We start from the raw sequence: 14,856 nt of genomic DNA, 5'->3' as shown, positions 1-14,856 counted from the left end.
GCGCCTTGCGATCCAAGCTCTTCATGGCCGCGCTCTCCGCCGTGCGATACAACCCCGACCTCAAGGCCTTCTACGAACGGCTTATCGGAAACAAAAAGACACCAAAAGGCGCACTCCTCGCCGTTGCCAGAAAGCTCGTCACCATCGCAAACGCGGTCCTCCGGCCTCAGCCCGAACCCGCCACAAACTGAGTTGATGACACGACCCCGTCAAGCCCCGACCGGCTCCGGCTTGTCCGGCCAGGCGCACAGGTCGGCGATCGGGCACGCTCCGCAGTCCGGCCGGCGGGCCTTGCACACATAGCGCCCGTGCAGGATCAGCCAATGATGGGCATGCAGCCGGAACGCCTCCGGCGTGCGGGCCTCCAGCGCATCCTCGACCGCGCGCACGGTCTTGCCGGGGGCCAGTCCGGTCCGGTTCGCCACCCGGAAGATGTGGGTGTCCACCGCAATGGTGGGCATGCCGAAGGCGATGTTCAGGACCACATTGGCGGTCTTGCGCCCCACGCCGGGCAGCGCCTCCAGCGCATCGCGATCCGGCGGCACCTGGCCGCCGTGCTGCTCGATCAGCGCACGCGACAGGGCAATGACGTTCTTCGCCTTGCTGTTGAACAGACCGATGGTCTTGATGTGATCCTTCAGCCCGTCCTCGCCCAGCGCCAGCATGGACTCGGGCGAGTCCGCCACCGCGAACAGGCCCCGGGTGGCCTTGTTCACGCCCTTGTCGGTGGCCTGGGCGGACAACACGACCGCCACGAGCAGGGTGAAGGGATTGACGTACTCAAGCTCGCCCTTGGGCTCGGGCAAGGCGGCGGCAAGCCGGCCGTACATCTCTTCGATGCGCGCCGGCGGCAACGGCGGCGCGGCGCGGGGGTCCGGCGCGGTCTTCGGCGCGCGGGCGGGACGTTCGGGGGGCTCGACGGTCATGGCGCGGGCAGCCTACACCGCCCGCGCCCGAACGCAAGGCCGCGCGCCCATGGACCGTTGACGCTGCCCGGTGCGGAACCCATGCTCTGGCACTGCGCCCCGTGGCGCTCCGGCCCGGGCCGGGGGCGCAGGACCATGAGTCGGCCGCCTGGGACATTCCGATGAAGCACGAGAAAGACAACCCGCTGTTCGACCCCGCCTACCTCGGCCCCTCGGGCCGCTATCCCGCCAAGCACGTCGAGATCTTCTGGAACCGCACCGAGGACTTCAAGGTTCGCGACGTGGCCGTGGTGCTGGCGCCCGAAAAACTGCGGCGCGATCCGGAAAAGGGCCGGCTGTTCGGTATCTGGCGCAAGAAATGGGTGGGGAACCTGGGCAACTCCAGCGAAGACTGGATGGTGCCCAACGGCGTGACCCCGGCCGAGGTCTTCGGTGTTCTGCTGAGCAGCGGCTTTCCCGACACGCTGGAACTGCAGGTCGCGTTGCGCGAGTTCTCCACCATCGAGGAGTGCGACTGGGCCCGGGAGATGCTGCAGGGCTTCCCGGTGGAAGAGGACGCGCCCGACTGGCTGTGACCGGCCGGCGCCGGACGGTCGCCGCACGGCCGCATTGACCGGGCCGCCCGGTCGTGGCAAGGGTCGCGCGATCGGGGCGGTCCGGGGTCGGGACGGGCCGCACCCGGTTCCCTCTCGCGGTGAAGGAGACCACATGCCAGCCCCGGAGATTCGGGAAACCCGCCTGCCCGGCGGCCTGCGGGTGCTGACCGATCCCATGGAGACGGTCGAAACGGTATCCGTCGGCGTCTGGGCCGATGTGGGCGCGCGCCACGAACCGGCGCCGCTGAACGGCGTGTGCCACATGCTGGAGCACATGGCGTTCAAGGGCACGCGACGGCGCAGCGCGCTCGACATCGCGGTGGAGATGGAGGACGTGGGCGGCCAGATGAACGCCTACACCTCGCGCGAGCACACCGCCTTCTTCGCCAAGATGCTGAAGGACGACCTGCCCCTGGCGGTGGATATCCTGGCCGACATCCTGCAGCACTCGGTGTTCGATCCCGAGGAACTGGCGCGCGAACGCGGCGTGGTGGTGCAGGAGATCGCCCAGTCCATCGACACCCCCGACGACATCATATTCGACCACTTCCAGGCCACGGCGTTCGGCAACCAGCCGCTGGGCCGTCCGGTGCTGGGCACCATGGAGACCGTCGAGCGCCTGGACTCGGATGCGGTGGGCGGCTTTCAGCGCGCCCACTACAGTCCGGACCGGCTGGTGGTCACGGCGGCCGGGCGGGTGGATCACGACGCCCTGGTGGACATGGTGGCCGGGCAGTTCACCGCCCTGAACGCCAACCCGCCCGCCAAGGGCGAAACCGCGCGCTACACCGGCGGCGAGTACCGCGAGACCCGCGATGTGGAACAGGCCCACATCGTGCTGGGCTTCGACGGTGTGGCCTACGACGACCCGGACTATTACGCCGCCGCCGTGTTGGCCACCCTGTTCGGCGGCGGCATGTCCTCGCGGCTGTTCCAGGAAATCCGGGAGAAGCGCGGGCTGGCCTACACCGTCAGCGCCTTCGCCAACTCCTACGTGGACGGCGGGCTGTTCACCCTGTACGCCGGCACCGGGCCGGAGGACGTGGCCGCCCTCACCCCCGTCTTGTGCGAGGAGATCGCCAAGGTGCGCACCCGGGTGTCGCCGGACGAGGTGGCCCGCGCCCGCGCCCAGTTGCGGGCCGGCATCCTGATGGGCCAGGAAAGCACCAGCGGCCGCTGTGAACAACTGGCCCGGCAGATCCTGGTGTTCGGCCGCCCGATCTCAAACGCCGAGGTCCTGGCCGCCGTCGAGGCCGTGGACGAGGCCACCGTGGTGCGGGTCGCCAATCGCATCTTCGCCACCGCGCCCACCCTGGCGGTGCTGGGCGCCATCGACGGCATGGAACCGCTGGAGCAGATGCGGACGCGGTTCTAGGACGACTCCCGCCCCTCCGCCCAGTCCGCCGGCACGCCGCCCTCGGCGCGTTTCGGGCGGTCGGGGCGGCGGCCCCAGCGCAGTTCCTTGACCACGCCGTGCAGGGTGCGGACCTCGGGCACGGTGAGCTGGGCGCGCAGGAACAGGGCGCGCAGGTTCCGGATCATGCCGGGGCGCTTGTCCGGATTGCGCAGGAAACCGCAGGCATCCAGTTCCGATTCCAGGTGGCGGAAGAAGGTCATCAGCATGGCCCGGTCGGCCGCCTCGGCGCCGTTGGTGACCAGCTCTTCGGGGGCCCGGTCCACGCCGGCCTGGAACCACTCGTAGCCCACCAGCAGCACCGCCTGCGCCAGGTTCAGCGAACTGTGGGCAGGGTTCAACGGCACCTCGATGATGGCGTCGGCCAACGCCACGTCGTCGTTCTCCAGGCCCGTGCGCTCCGGCCCGAACAGCACCGCCGCCCGCTGCCCGGCCGCGATGCCGTCGCGCATGACCCCGGCGGCGCGGCGCGGGGTCATCAGGGGCTTGATGAGGTCGCGCCGCCGCGCCGTGGTGGCCAGCACCCGGTGACAGTCGGCCAGCGCGGCCTCGGTCGAGTCATAGGCGCGCGCGTGGCGCAGCACGCTCTCCGCCCCCGAGGCCGCCGCGATCGCCTTTTCCGACAGCCAGTCCTCGCGCGGGGCCACCAGCCGCAGCTCGCCGAGCGCGCAGTTCATCATGGCGCGCGCCGCCGTGCCGACGTTCTCCGCCAGTTGCGGGCGCACCAGCACGAACACGGGCGCGGGGGACGCCGCGCCGACGCCCCCCGCTGTCTCGAAATCCCCGGTCATCGAAGGCCCCGTCCGGCGCTCAGGAGAGGCTCTCGCATAGCGCCTTGATGCGGCGGCAGGCCTCTTCCAGCTTCTCCGTCCCGGTGGCGTAGGAGATGCGGAAGTACGGCGACAGCCCGAACGCCTCGCCCTGCACGCAGGCCACGTTCTGTTCCTCCAGCAGGGCGGTGACGAAGTCGCCGTCGGTCTCGATGCGCCGACCCTGGGGCGTGGTCTTGCCGATCACCCCGGCGCAGGACGGGTAGACGTAGAACGCGCCCTCCGGCGTGCGGCAGGACAGGCCCGGCATGTCGTTCAGCAGGCCCACGACCAGATCGCGGCGCTGCTTGAAGATGGCGTTGCGCTCGGCAATGAAGTCCTGCGGGCCGGTCAGGGCCTCCAGGGCGGCGGCCTGGCTGATGGAGGCCGTGTGCGTGCTGCTCTGCGACTGGATCTTGTTGATGGCCTTGATGAGTTCCACCGGGCCGCCGGCGTAGCCGACGCGCCAGCCGGTCATGCTGTAGGCCTTGGACACGCCGTTGCAGGTCAGGGTGCGATCATAGAGGCCGGGCTCCACCTGGGCCGGGGTGGCGAACACGAAGCCGTCGTAGACCAGATGCTCGTACATGTCGTCGGACATGACCCAGACGTGCGGGTGGCGCATCAGCACGTCGGTGATCGCCTTCAGCTCGTCCGCCGAATAGGCCGCGCCGGTCGGGTTGTTGGGCGAGTTCAGGATGACCCACTTGGTCTTCGGCGTAATCGCGGCCTCCAGGTCCGCCGCCTTCAGCTTGAAGCCGGTTTCCTCCGGACAGGCCACATAGACGGGCGTGCCGCCGGCCAGCAGGGTGATGTCCGGATAGCTGACCCAGTAGGGCGCGGGGATGATGACCTCGTCGCCGGTCTCCACCGTCGCCATGATGGCGTTGTAGAGCACCTGCTTGCCGCCGCAGCCGACGGTGATCTGGTCCGGCGTGTAGGTCAGGCCGTTGTCCTTCCGGAACTTGTCGGCGATGGCCTTGCGCAGGGGCACGGTGCCGGCGACCGGGGTGTACTTGGTCTCGCCCCGGTCCATGGCGGCCTTGCCGGCCTCCTTGATGGACTCCGGCGTGTCGAAGTCGGGCTCGCCGGCGCCCAGGCCGATGACGTCCTTGCCGGCCGCGCGCAATTCGGCGGCCTTGGTGGTCACGGCGATGGTGGGCGACGGCTTGATGGCGGACAGGCGCGAAGCGAGGATCGACATGGCGGCGGTCTTTCCGGTCTGGACGGGCCGAGGACGGCGCAGGGTGTGGGGAGACTCGTGGCGCGCACGGTAACGCCGCCCGGCCGGATGGGCAAGGCGGTGCTCGGCGCGGGGCCGGCGGGACCCTGGCTTGCCGGGTCCGGAAAGGCTGCGGTATAAGCGGGACGGATCGGGACGGGATCGCCGCACCTCCGACCGCGCCAGCCAGGAAGGACCGTCAGGCATGACCAGCCCCACCGTCGAAGAGCGTCCCGCCCCGTCGGACGGACCCGACGCGGGCCTTCTGGACCGCCTTGCCGCCCGCATCGCGGACCGCACCGCCACGGTGGGCGTCATCGGCCTCGGCTATGTGGGCCTGCCGCTGGCCGTCACGGTGGCCGACAGGGGCTATCCGATCCTCGGCGTGGACATCGACCGCACCAAGATCCAGGCGCTGGACGGCGGCCGCAGCTATATCGAAGCCGTCTCGGACGACGCCCTGCAGGCGGTCGCCGCCAAGGGCCGCGTCGCCTGGACGGACGACGTCGCCCGGCTGGCCGACTGCGACGTCATCGTCATCTGTGTGCCGACGCCCCTGACCGCCCACCGCGAGCCCGACCTGTACTTCGTCGAGACCACGGGCCGGCAGGTGGCGCAGCACATGACCGCCGGCACCCTGGTCATCCTGGAATCGACCACCTTTCCCGGCACCACGCGCGATGTGCTGACCCCGATCCTCGCCGAGGGCGGGCTGGTGGCCGACGCCACGTTCTGGGTGGGCTTCAGCCCGGAACGCGAGGATCCGGGCAACACCTCGTATCGCACCGCCACGATCCCGAAGGTGGTCGCCGGCGATTCGCCCGCCGCCAACCGCCTGATGACCGCCTTTTACGGCAACGTGGTCGAGTCCGTGGTGCCGGTCTCCGGCACCAGCACCGCCGAAGCCGTCAAGATCACCGAGAACGTGTTCCGGGCCGTCAATATCGCGCTCGTCAACGAGTTGAAGGTGATCTACGACGCCATGGGCATCGACGTGTGGGAGGTGATCGACGGCGCCGCCAGCAAGCCGTTCGGGTTCATGCCGTTCTATCCCGGGCCGGGCCTGGGCGGGCACTGCATCCCCATCGACCCGTTCTACCTGACCTGGAAGGCCCGCGAGTACGGCCACACCACCCGCTTCATCGAACTGGCCGGCGAGATCAACGTCACCATGCCGGCCTTCGTGATCGGCCGTCTGCGGGATGTGCTGGACCGGGTCCACGGCATCGGGCTGAGCCGAGCGCGCGTGCTGCTGGTGGGCATCACGTACAAGAAGAACGTGGCCGACATGCGCGAAAGCCCGTCGGTCGAACTGATGGAGATCATGCTGCGCCACGGCGCCACGGTGGACTTCCTCGACCCGCTCATCCCGGAGATTCCCAAGATGCGCCAGCACATGGCGCTGATGGGCCGCCGCTCGGTGTCGATGGAGGCCGTTCCCGGCCAGGACTATCACGCGGTTCTGATCGCCACCGACCACGACGCCATCGACTATGCCGGGCTCGCGGCGCTGGGCATTCCGGTGATCGACACCCGCAACGCCTTCGCCCGGCGCGGCCTGCCCATGACCAACGTGTTCAAGGCCTAGGGGACGGACCCGCATGGCTTCCACCCGGCGCGTTCTCGCCATTGCCTCCACCGGCGGCCATTGGGTGCAACTGCGCCGACTGCGCCCCGCCTGGGACGGCTGCCCGGTGATGTACGCCACCACGGACGCCGGCCACCGCGAGGAGGTCATGCGGGACGCCGCCGCGCGCGGTCAGCCCGTGCCCCGCTTCCGGACCGTGCGCGAGGCCAACCGCTGGCAGAAATGGCGGCTGATCCGGCAGTTCCTGGGCGTGCTGTGGCTGCTCGTGACCTTCCGGCCCCACGTGATCGTGACCACCGGCGCGGCCCCCGGCTTCTTCGCCGTCTTCGCGGGCCATTATTTGGGCATGCGCACCGTCTGGATCGACAGCGTGGCCAACGGCGAGGAACTGTCCCTGTCCGGCAAGCGGGCCGGGCGCTTCGCGACGCTCTGGCTGACCCAGTGGGAGAGCCTGTCCACCCCGGACGGCCCCCGGTTCGCGGGGACAGTGCTATGATCTTCGTGACGGTGGGCACCCAGGATCCGTTCGACCGGCTGGTGCGCCCCGTGGACGCGTGGTGCGCCCGCCATCCGGATGTGCCCGTGGTCGGGCAGGTCATCGACCCCGGCCCGGAAGGGCACCGACCCCGGCACTTCGAGTGGACAAGCTACATGGCGCCCGCGGTCTACCGCGACACCTTCGCGCGGGCGAAGCTGATCGTGGGGCACGCGGGCATGGGCTCGATCATCACGGCCATGGACCTGCAGAAGCCGATCATCGTGATGCCGCGCCGGGCCGCCCTGCGCGAACAGCGCAACGACCACCAGTACGCCACGGCCATGCGGCTGGGCGACCGCCCGGGCGTCTATGTGGCGCTGGATGAAGCGGACCTGACGGCGCGGCTGGACGAGGCCCTGAAGACCGGCTTCGCCATGGGGGGCGGCGCCATTACGCCGTTCGCGGAAGATCGGTTGATCGCGGCCCTGCGCGCGGAAATCCACCGCTGATCCTGCGCGGTGAGAGCGGGCCGGACGTCAGATCCGGCCCTGCCCCCCCCCCGAGATCAGCCGTAGCGGACCGTCACGACCTCATAGAACTTGCTGCCGCCCGGCGCCTTGACCTCGACGGTGTCGCCGGCGCTCTTGCCGATCAGCGCCCGGGCGATCGGCGAGCTGATGGAGATGCGGCCCGCCTTCAGGTCGGCTTCATGCACGCCCACGATCTGGTAGGTCTGCTCCTCGTCGGTGTCCTCGTCCGCCAGCGTCACGGTGGCGCCGAAGCGCACGGAGTCTCCGGACAGCTTCGAGACATCGATCACGTCGGCCCGGCTGATGATGTCCTCCAGCTCCGTGATCCGGCCCTCGATGAAGCTCTGGCGCTCGCGCGCGGCATGATACTCCGCGTTCTCCGACAGGTCGCCATGCTCGCGCGCCTCCGAGATCGCGCGGATCACGGCCGGACGTTCGGTGCTTTTCAGTGTCTTCAGCTCGTCCTCAAGGCTACGCAGCCCGTCGGCGGTCATGGGCACTTTTTCCATGGACGGAAACCCTCGGTTCGTTGTCCCCACATTGGACCGGGCGGGCGGTCATCACAGGTCACGCGACAAAAGCTTCCTCGGCGTTCCGGCGCATGCGCGGCCCGCCTGAAGGATGACCTCAGGGGAATTCATTCGTTAAAATAGGATTGCAGCGGCTTTACATCAAGCTTTTCCCGCCGGAGCGCGGCAATCCCGCGTACAGCCGCGCGTGCACCCTGAAGCGTTGTGTAGTGCGGAATCGTCCGCATCAGGGCCGTGCGGCGGATGTCGTAACTGTCCGTGAGCGACTGCATCCCGGCCGTGGTGTTGATGACCATCTGGATGCCGCCGGAGATCATCGCATCCACGCAGTGGGGCCGGCCCTCGCGCACCTTGTTTATCGTTTCCACCGGAATGCCCAGCGAGTCCAGGTGGCTGGCGGTGCCGCGCGTGGCCAGGATGCGGAAGCCCAGGTCCGTGAGCGTGCGGGCCTCCTCGACGATGTGCATCTTGTCCTCGTCGCGCACCGACAGGAACACCGTCCCCTCCAGCGGCAGGGCCGACCCGGCGCCGATCTGCGACTTGGCGAAGGCCCGGTCCAGACTGATGTCGATGCCCATCACCTCGCCGGTGGACTTCATTTCCGGCCCCAGCACGATGTCCACGCCGGGGAAGCGGGCGAAGGGGAACACGGCCTCCTTGACCGCCACGTGACCCAGCGGGCGCTCCGACAGGCCGAAGCCGGTCAGGGCCTCGCCCGCCATCACGCGGGCCGCCAGCTTGGCCACCGGCACGCCCGTCGCCTTGGCCACGAAGGGCACGGTCCGGCTGGCGCGCGGATTGACCTCCAGCAGGTAGACGGTGTCGTCCTTCAACGCGAACTGGATGTTCATCAGGCCGACCACGCCCAGCCGCTTGGCCAGGGCGCGGGTCTGGGCCTTCATCTCGTCCATCAGCGCGTCGGAGATGGAGAACGGCGGCAGCGCGCAGGCGGAATCGCCCGAGTGCACACCCGCTTCCTCGATGTGCTGCATGATGCCGGCGACATACACGTCCGTGCCGTCGCACAGGGCGTCCACGTCGACTTCGATGGCGCCTTCAAGGTAGGCGTCGATCAGGACCGGGCTGGTGCCGCTGACCAGCACGGCGGTTTTCATGTAGCGCTCAAGCCCTTCCTCGGAATAGACGATCTGCATGGCCCGGCCGCCCAGCACATAGGACGGCCGGATCACGACCGGGTAGCCGATGCGCCCGGCGATGGCGCGGGCCTCGTCCAGAGACGTGGCCGTGTCGTTGCTGGGCTGCTTGAGGTCCAGCTCGTTCAGCATGCCCTGGAACCGCTTGCGGTCCTCGGCCAGATCGATGGAGTCGGGCGAGGTGCCGAGGATCGGGATCCCGGCCGCCTCCAGCGCGCGGGCCAGCTTCAGCGGGGTCTGACCGCCGAACTGCACGATGCAGCCGAGCACGGTCCCTTTGGACTGCTCCCGACGGACCGCCTCGACCACGTCTTCGGCCGTCAGGGGCTCGAAGTACAGCCTGTCCGACGTGTCGTAGTCGGTGGAGACCGTCTCCGGGTTGCAGTTGATCATGATGGTCTCGTAGCCGGCCTCCGACAGAGCGTAGGCCGCATGCACGCAGCAGTAATCAAACTCGATGCCCTGGCCGATTCGGTTCGGCCCGCCCCCCAGAATGATGACCTTGGTCTTGTCGGTGGGATCGGCCTCGCACTCGGCGGGTTCGAACCCGTTGCCCTCGTAGCACGAGTACATGTAGGGCGTTTGCGACGGGAACTCGGCCGCGCAGGTGTCGATCCGCTTGTAGACCGGATGCACGTTCAGCACCTGGCGGCGGAAGGTGACTTCGGTCAGGGTCTTGCCGGTCAGGGTGACCAGCCGTTCATCGGAGAAGCCCATCTTCTTGACGCGCAGCATCTCGGATGCGCTGGTCGGCAGGCCGTGCTCGCGCAGGCGGGCCTCCTCGTCCACGATCTCCTTGATGCGCTCCAGGAACCACATGTCGTAGTGACAGGCGGCGCGGATCTCCTCCAGGGTCAGGCCGTGGCGGATGGCCTGGGCGATGGTGAGAATCCGCTCCGGCCGGGCCGCGCCCAGGGCGGCGCGGATGGCGTCCTTGCCCTCGGGCCCCTCGGCGCCCTCGATCACCAGTTCGTCCAAGCCGGTCAGCCCGGTTTCCAGCGAGCGCAGGCCCTTCTGCAGGCTCTCGGCGAAGGTGCGGCCGATCGCCATGGCCTCGCCCACCGACTTCATGGACGACGACAGGATGGGGTCGGTGTCGGGGAACTTCTCGAAGGTGAAGCGCGGCAGCTTGGTGACCACATAGTCAATGGTCGGCTCGAACGACGCCGGCGTAACCCCCGTGATGTCGTTGGACAGCTCGTCCAGCGTGTAGCCGACCGCCAGCTTGGCGGCGACCTTGGCGATGGGGAACCCGGTCGCCTTGGACGCCAGCGCCGACGAGCGCGAGACGCGCGGGTTCATCTCGATCACCACCAGGCGGCCGGTCTGCGGGTTCACCGCGAACTGCACGTTGGAGCCGCCGGTCTCCACCCCGATCTCGCGCAGGCACGCGATCGAGGCGTCGCGCATGATCTGGTATTCCTTGTCGGTCAGCGTCAGCGCCGGCGCGACGGTGATCGAGTCCCCGGTGTGCACCCCCATGGGGTCCACGTTCTCGATGGAACAGACGATGATGCAGTTGTCCGCCTTGTCGCGGACCACCTCCATCTCGAACTCCTTCCAGCCCAGCACCGACTCCTCGACCAGCACGGAATGCACCGGCGAGGCGGCCAGACCGGCGGCCACGATGCGGTCGTATTCCTCGCGGTTGTAGGCGATGCCGCCGCCGTGTCCGCCCAGGGTGAAGGACGGCCGCACGATCACCGGCAGGCCGATCTCGTCGGCGGCGCGGGCCGCCTCGTGCATGTCGTGGACGAGCTGGCTGCGCGGGCTTTCCAGGCCGATGGCGTCCATGGCCTCGCGGAACTGCAGGCGGTCCTCGGCCTTGGCGATGACGTCGCGGCGCGCGCCGATCATCTCGACGCCGTACTTGTCCAGCACGCCCAGGTCCGCCAGCTCGATGGCGGTGTTCAGGCCGGTCTGCCCGCCCATGGTGGGCAGCAGCGCGTCCGGCCGCTCCTTGGCGATGATCCGTTCGACGATCTCGGCGGTGATGGGCTCGATATAGGTCGCGTCGGCCGTCTCCGGGTCGGTCATGATCGTGGCCGGGTTGGAATTGACCAGGATGACGCGGTAGCCCTCGGATCGCAGCGCCTTGCAGGCCTGCGCCCCGGAATAGTCGAACTCGACGGCCTGACCGATCACGATGGGACCGGCGCCGATGACCAGAATGCTGCGGATATCGGTACGTTTGGGCATGGGACTCTTCTGTCAGGCCTTGGGGAACGTCGCACACACGGAAGCGAGCGCGTCTTAGCACAGGTGTTCGGCTTTGGACATTCCCCTTGATGGGGGCAGACCCCGTCTTTAAGACCGGCCCCTGACCGCGTTCGCAATGCGCGCCCAGGCAGACCGGAGCCACACCCATGACCCGTACCCTGTTCGGAACCGACGGTGTCCGCGGCACCGCCAACACGCCGCCCATGACCGCCGACATGGCGCTCCGCCTGGGCATGGCCGCCGGCGCCCAGTTCAAGCGCGGCGACCACCGGCACACGGTGGTGATCGGCAAGGACACCCGGCTGTCCGGCTACATGCTGGAACCCGCGCTGACCGCCGGGTTCACCGCCGTGGGCATGGATGTGGTGCTGCTGGGCCCGCTGCCCACACCGGCGGTGGCGATGCTGACCCGGTCCATGCGCGCCGATCTGGGGGTGATGATCTCGGCCTCGCACAACCCCTTCGAGGACAACGGCATCAAGATCTTCGGCCCGGACGGGTTCAAGCTGTCCGACCAGACCGAGGCCGACATCGAAGCCCTGATGACCAACGGCCTGGACGAGACCCGCGTGCCGGCCGCCGACCTGGGCCGGGCCCGCCGCCTGGACGACGCCCCGGGCCGCTACATCGAGGCGGTCAAGGCCACCTTCCCGCGCGGGCTGCGCCTGGACGGCCTGCGCATCGTGGTGGACTGCGCCCACGGCGCGGCCTATCGGGTCGCGCCCACGGTGCTGTGGGAGCTGGGCGCGGAGGTCATCCCGATCGGGGTCGATCCGGACGGCTTCAACATCAACCGCGAGGTCGGCTCTCAGCATGCCGACGCCATGCGCCGCACCGTGCTGGAGCGGCGCGCGGACCTGGGCATCGCGCTGGACGGCGACGCGGACCGCGTCGTGCTCGCCAACGAAACCGGGGCGCTGGTGGACGGCGACCAGGTGCTGGGCGTGGTCGCCCGGGCGTGGCGCGACCAGGGCCGGCTCGCGGGCGGCGGCGTGGTGGCCACGGTCATGTCGAACCTGGGCCTGGAGCACTTCCTGCACGGTCTCGGGCTCACGCTGGAGCGCACGCCGGTCGGCGACCGCTATGTGGTGGAGCGCATGCGGGCCGACGGCTTCAACCTGGGCGGGGAGCAGTCCGGGCACATCGTCATGTCGGACCTGGGCACCACGGGCGATGGTCTGGGGGCCGCGTTGCAGGTGCTGGCGGCGCTGGTGCAGTCCGGCCGGCCCGCCAGCGAACTGCTGCATGCCTTCGATCCCCTGCCGCAGCGGCTGCGCAATGTGCGGGTGCAGGGCGGCCAGGACCCGGCCAACATTCTGGCGCTGGCCGAGGTCCAGGACGCCATCGCCGCCGGCGAGGCCCGCTTCAACGGCGACGGCCGCGTGCTGATCCGCAAGTCCGGCACCGAGCCCCTGATCCGCGTCATGGCCGAGGGCACCGACGAGTCGGCGGTCAGCGGCGTGGTGGACGACATCGTGGAGGCGATCAAGGCCGCGGCGGGGGTGTAGTCCCGGCTCCCGCGCCGCCCCCCTCCTTCTTGGCGGAACCCCGCGCCCGCCCCCTGCGTTGCCTGACTCCCATCCTTGTTTCAGGCCAGCACGGGAGGTCCCGCCATGAGCGACCACGTCTACAAGATCGTCGAAGTCGTCGGTTCCTCGACCACCAGCATCGAGGACGCGATCAACGCCGCCGTGAACCGCGCCGGCCAGACCCTGAGCAATCTGCGCTGGTTCGAGGTCATGGAGACGCGCGGCCATATCGAGAACGGTCGCGTCGGCCACTATCAGGTGACCCTGCGCATCGGATTCACGCTGGAGGACGCCGGGTCCTGACCCCTGCGCCCGCTGGGGGCTTGTACAAGCGGCGGGCGAGTGTGACTCACCCGCCCCGGGCGCCCTTTGCGCGCTCCTGCTTGAACGAATGGCACCGCGAAGCGGCGCCAGGGCGGCACCGGCCCCGGACTCCAACGGTCATCGTCAGATGCCGGTGGGATTAAAGCCGGCTCGTGATCTCGCGGGCCATGCGGCGCCCCGCGTCGTACTTCACCCAGGGCGGACAGAAGATGCTTGTCTCTTCGCGTCCGTCCGGGTGGATGATCTGATAGCGGCCCATGTTCATGTCGAGCACGTTGTTCTGGCGGCCCCGCCCGGCCACGATCCCCACCCCCCACAGGCCGTGGAACTGGCGCATGAGGGTCAGGTTCTGGCCCACGTTGCAGGCGCGCAGGTCCACCCAGGCGTTCTGCGAGAAGTGACTGGTCAGACGGGCGAATCGCGCGCGGTAGGTGGGAAAGGTCGTGTCGCTGACCCAGTTGGCGCCGAAGCGGGCGCCGGACGGCGATCCATGCACCTGGATGTGCAGCAGCGACATGAACCGGGGGCCGATATGGCTCAACACAGCGCTGACGAACGTATCGACGTTGGTGAAGTTCACTTCGCCGATGGTGATGGCGCTTTCGATCCAGCCGACGTAGTCCACGCCGCCGTTGGCCGTTGTCTCGTCGATTGCGTAGACCTCTTCCCCGAACCCCATCTTGAGCCTCCCTTGTCGTTCGTCTGACCGGACCGGATGGGACCGCGCGCGCCCGCCCCGCACCGTGACGGACGCGACCGCAACACACCTCCATAAAACTATAGATCCAGGGGCGACGGACCGCCAGCGGAACGCTCGTCCGGCCGGTCGGTCGGCCAGGGCCCCGGCGCGGCCGTGGGACCCCTCAGCGGCAAATACAACACCTTTTAGTAATTATTCTGGGCCAAAAGGGCTCGAAATACCTATTTTTCCGCGATCTCATATCTGCGATATATCAAAGACTGCGCCCCAGGCGGTTCGATCGGGCCCGCCGCATGGGGCGCCACCCCGACGTTTGTATAGGTTTCCAGCACTCAATAATTATGCTTCTATTCGTACACGGCCAATGGGGCTGGCAACTGTAAACTGTGACGTGTATTGGGGTTGCGATTTATGAACGTGCTCGCCGCGCCCATCGCGCAGAAGGCGCGGACATGACAGGAGAACCGATAATGTTGCGAACCGTTTACAATCTTCCCGTCATCTGGAAGATTGGCATGATCTCGGCGCTGGCACTCGCAATCCTGGCAGCAATCATTGCAATTTCGGCCTCAAACCTGCTTCAGGTTCGCAAGGATACACACCAGTTATTTGACAGGAACATTAAGGAGATCAACTGGATCTCTGAGATCAAGGAAAACATGACGGAGACGCACCTTCGTCTTTATGAACTGATTTCCCTCACGGCCGCCAACGTCTCGCCCGAGGAAAAAACGCAATCGGAAGCGCAGATCGATGAAAAAGGCTTATCCCTTTGAGTCCGGGACCACATCATGTGGTGACAGGTGGCCTGAAACGGCGTAGAACATAACGTGAAC

General features: G+C 68.2%; 14 protein-coding genes and 1 pseudogene. 9 read left to right on the top strand and 6 right to left on the bottom strand.

The features are described 5' to 3' along the window. Positions 1-191 (top strand): annotated as a pseudogene (locus tag GHC57_RS19650) (IS110-like element ISEc32 family transposase); the annotation flags it as partial. 18 nt (positions 192-209) lie between these two features. Here the strand turns inward: GHC57_RS19650 and nth are convergent. Then, positions 210-854, bottom strand: coding sequence for an endonuclease III (nth, locus tag GHC57_RS17160; protein ID WP_425500694.1), 645 nt, complete (start codon positions 852-854; stop codon positions 210-212). Between the two features lie 233 nt (positions 855-1,087). On the opposite strand from nth, the gene GHC57_RS17155 reads away from it, so the two are divergent. Together GHC57_RS17155 and GHC57_RS17150 are read left to right on the top strand one after the other, a co-directional pair. After that, positions 1,088-1,501, top strand: a complete 414-nt coding sequence (locus GHC57_RS17155) for a hypothetical protein (RefSeq protein ID WP_153346520.1) — start codon at positions 1,088-1,090, stop codon at positions 1,499-1,501. A gap of 133 nt (positions 1,502-1,634) precedes the next feature. Continuing rightward, positions 1,635-2,897, top strand: coding sequence for a M16 family metallopeptidase (locus GHC57_RS17150; RefSeq protein WP_153346518.1), 1,263 nt, complete (start codon positions 1,635-1,637; stop codon positions 2,895-2,897). On the opposite strand, the gene GHC57_RS17145 is transcribed toward GHC57_RS17150, so the two are convergent. Together GHC57_RS17145 and GHC57_RS17140 are read right to left on the bottom strand one after the other, a co-directional pair. After that, the gene (locus tag GHC57_RS17145) at positions 2,894-3,727 is read right to left on the bottom strand and encodes an RNA methyltransferase (RefSeq protein ID WP_153346516.1); all 834 of its coding nucleotides are present in this window, start codon (positions 3,725-3,727) and stop codon (positions 2,894-2,896) included. The two genes, GHC57_RS17150 and GHC57_RS17145, sit on opposite strands and share 4 nt — an antisense overlap. Positions 3,728-3,746: 19 nt before the next feature. Beyond that, positions 3,747-4,949 (bottom strand): pyridoxal phosphate-dependent aminotransferase, encoded by a 1,203-nt coding sequence (locus tag GHC57_RS17140; protein WP_153346514.1) that lies wholly within the window; start codon positions 4,947-4,949, stop codon positions 3,747-3,749. A 223-nt stretch (positions 4,950-5,172) separates the two neighbouring features. On the opposite strand from GHC57_RS17140, the gene GHC57_RS17135 reads away from it, so the two are divergent. The 3 genes from GHC57_RS17135 to GHC57_RS17125 are packed head-to-tail and all read left to right on the top strand — an operon-like array spanning position 5,173 to position 7,542. Next, entirely contained in the window at positions 5,173-6,555 is a 1,383-nt protein-coding gene (locus GHC57_RS17135; protein WP_153346511.1) for a nucleotide sugar dehydrogenase, read from the top strand. A gap of 13 nt (positions 6,556-6,568) precedes the next feature. Then, entirely contained in the window at positions 6,569-7,051 is a 483-nt protein-coding gene (locus GHC57_RS17130) for a glycosyltransferase family protein (protein ID WP_153346505.1), read from the top strand. Continuing rightward, a complete protein-coding gene (locus tag GHC57_RS17125; protein ID WP_153346503.1) occupies positions 7,048-7,542 on the top strand; it encodes a glycosyltransferase in 495 nt (164 codons plus the stop codon). The genes GHC57_RS17130 and GHC57_RS17125 overlap by 4 nt, the downstream gene beginning before the upstream one ends. 56 nt (positions 7,543-7,598) lie before the next feature. Here GHC57_RS17125 and greA read toward each other — a convergent pair whose 3' ends face one another. Further along, on the bottom strand, positions 7,599-8,072 hold the full coding sequence (gene greA, locus GHC57_RS17120) for a transcription elongation factor GreA (protein ID WP_153346501.1): 474 nt from the start codon (positions 8,070-8,072) through the stop codon (positions 7,599-7,601). 128 nt (positions 8,073-8,200) lie between these two features. Continuing rightward, entirely contained in the window at positions 8,201-11,446 is a 3,246-nt protein-coding gene (carB, locus tag GHC57_RS17115; protein ID WP_153346499.1) for a carbamoyl-phosphate synthase large subunit, read from the bottom strand. Between the two features lie 167 nt (positions 11,447-11,613). Between carB and glmM the strand changes: the two genes are divergently transcribed. Next, the gene (gene glmM / locus GHC57_RS17110; RefSeq protein WP_153346497.1) at positions 11,614-12,975 is read left to right on the top strand and encodes a phosphoglucosamine mutase; all 1,362 of its coding nucleotides are present in this window, start codon (positions 11,614-11,616) and stop codon (positions 12,973-12,975) included. 105 nt (positions 12,976-13,080) lie between these two features. Further along, the gene (locus tag GHC57_RS17105; RefSeq protein ID WP_153346495.1) at positions 13,081-13,299 is read left to right on the top strand and encodes a dodecin; all 219 of its coding nucleotides are present in this window, start codon (positions 13,081-13,083) and stop codon (positions 13,297-13,299) included. A gap of 160 nt (positions 13,300-13,459) precedes the next feature. Here the strand turns inward: GHC57_RS17105 and GHC57_RS17100 are convergent, their stop codons facing one another. Next, a complete protein-coding gene (locus tag GHC57_RS17100; protein ID WP_153346493.1) occupies positions 13,460-13,999 on the bottom strand; it encodes a DUF4347 domain-containing protein in 540 nt (179 codons plus the stop codon). A 473-nt stretch (positions 14,000-14,472) separates the two neighbouring features. Between GHC57_RS17100 and GHC57_RS17095 the strand changes: the two genes are divergently transcribed. Next, positions 14,473-14,796, top strand: a complete 324-nt coding sequence (locus GHC57_RS17095; protein ID WP_153346491.1) for an MCP four helix bundle domain-containing protein — start codon at positions 14,473-14,475, stop codon at positions 14,794-14,796. Positions 14,797-14,856 lie beyond the last annotated feature (60 nt).

It is taken from the genome of Roseospira navarrensis, assembly GCF_009601025.1.
In the GTDB taxonomy this organism is placed as follows: domain Bacteria; phylum Pseudomonadota; class Alphaproteobacteria; order Rhodospirillales; family Rhodospirillaceae; genus Rhodospira; species Rhodospira navarrensis.
The sequence above is the reverse complement of the archived record's forward strand: the minus strand, read 5'-3'. Positions and strand labels throughout refer to the sequence as shown.

Excerpts from the sequence above, each read along its gene's own strand:
- carB (WP_153346499.1), bottom strand. The coding sequence starts at position 11,446 with ATGCCCAAACGTACCGATATCCGCAGCATTCTGGTCATCGGCGCCGGT.
- GHC57_RS17145 (WP_153346516.1), bottom strand. The coding sequence starts at position 3,727 with ATGACCGGGGATTTCGAGACAGCGGGGGGCGTCGGCGCGGCGTCCCCC.
- GHC57_RS17135 (WP_153346511.1), top strand. The coding sequence starts at position 5,173 with ATGACCAGCCCCACCGTCGAAGAGCGTCCCGCCCCGTCGGACGGACCC.
- GHC57_RS17095 (WP_153346491.1), top strand. The coding sequence starts at position 14,473 with ATGACAGGAGAACCGATAATGTTGCGAACCGTTTACAATCTTCCCGTC.
- GHC57_RS17125 (WP_153346503.1), top strand. The coding sequence starts at position 7,048 with ATGATCTTCGTGACGGTGGGCACCCAGGATCCGTTCGACCGGCTGGTG.
- GHC57_RS17100 (WP_153346493.1), bottom strand. The coding sequence starts at position 13,999 with ATGGGGTTCGGGGAAGAGGTCTACGCAATCGACGAGACAACGGCCAAC.
- GHC57_RS17150 (WP_153346518.1), top strand. The coding sequence starts at position 1,635 with ATGCCAGCCCCGGAGATTCGGGAAACCCGCCTGCCCGGCGGCCTGCGG.
- GHC57_RS17155 (WP_153346520.1), top strand. The coding sequence starts at position 1,088 with ATGAAGCACGAGAAAGACAACCCGCTGTTCGACCCCGCCTACCTCGGC.
- greA (WP_153346501.1), bottom strand. The coding sequence starts at position 8,072 with ATGGAAAAAGTGCCCATGACCGCCGACGGGCTGCGTAGCCTTGAGGAC.
- GHC57_RS17105 (WP_153346495.1), top strand. The coding sequence starts at position 13,081 with ATGAGCGACCACGTCTACAAGATCGTCGAAGTCGTCGGTTCCTCGACC.
- glmM (WP_153346497.1), top strand. The coding sequence starts at position 11,614 with ATGACCCGTACCCTGTTCGGAACCGACGGTGTCCGCGGCACCGCCAAC.
- GHC57_RS17130 (WP_153346505.1), top strand. The coding sequence starts at position 6,569 with ATGGCTTCCACCCGGCGCGTTCTCGCCATTGCCTCCACCGGCGGCCAT.
- GHC57_RS17140 (WP_153346514.1), bottom strand. The coding sequence starts at position 4,949 with ATGTCGATCCTCGCTTCGCGCCTGTCCGCCATCAAGCCGTCGCCCACC.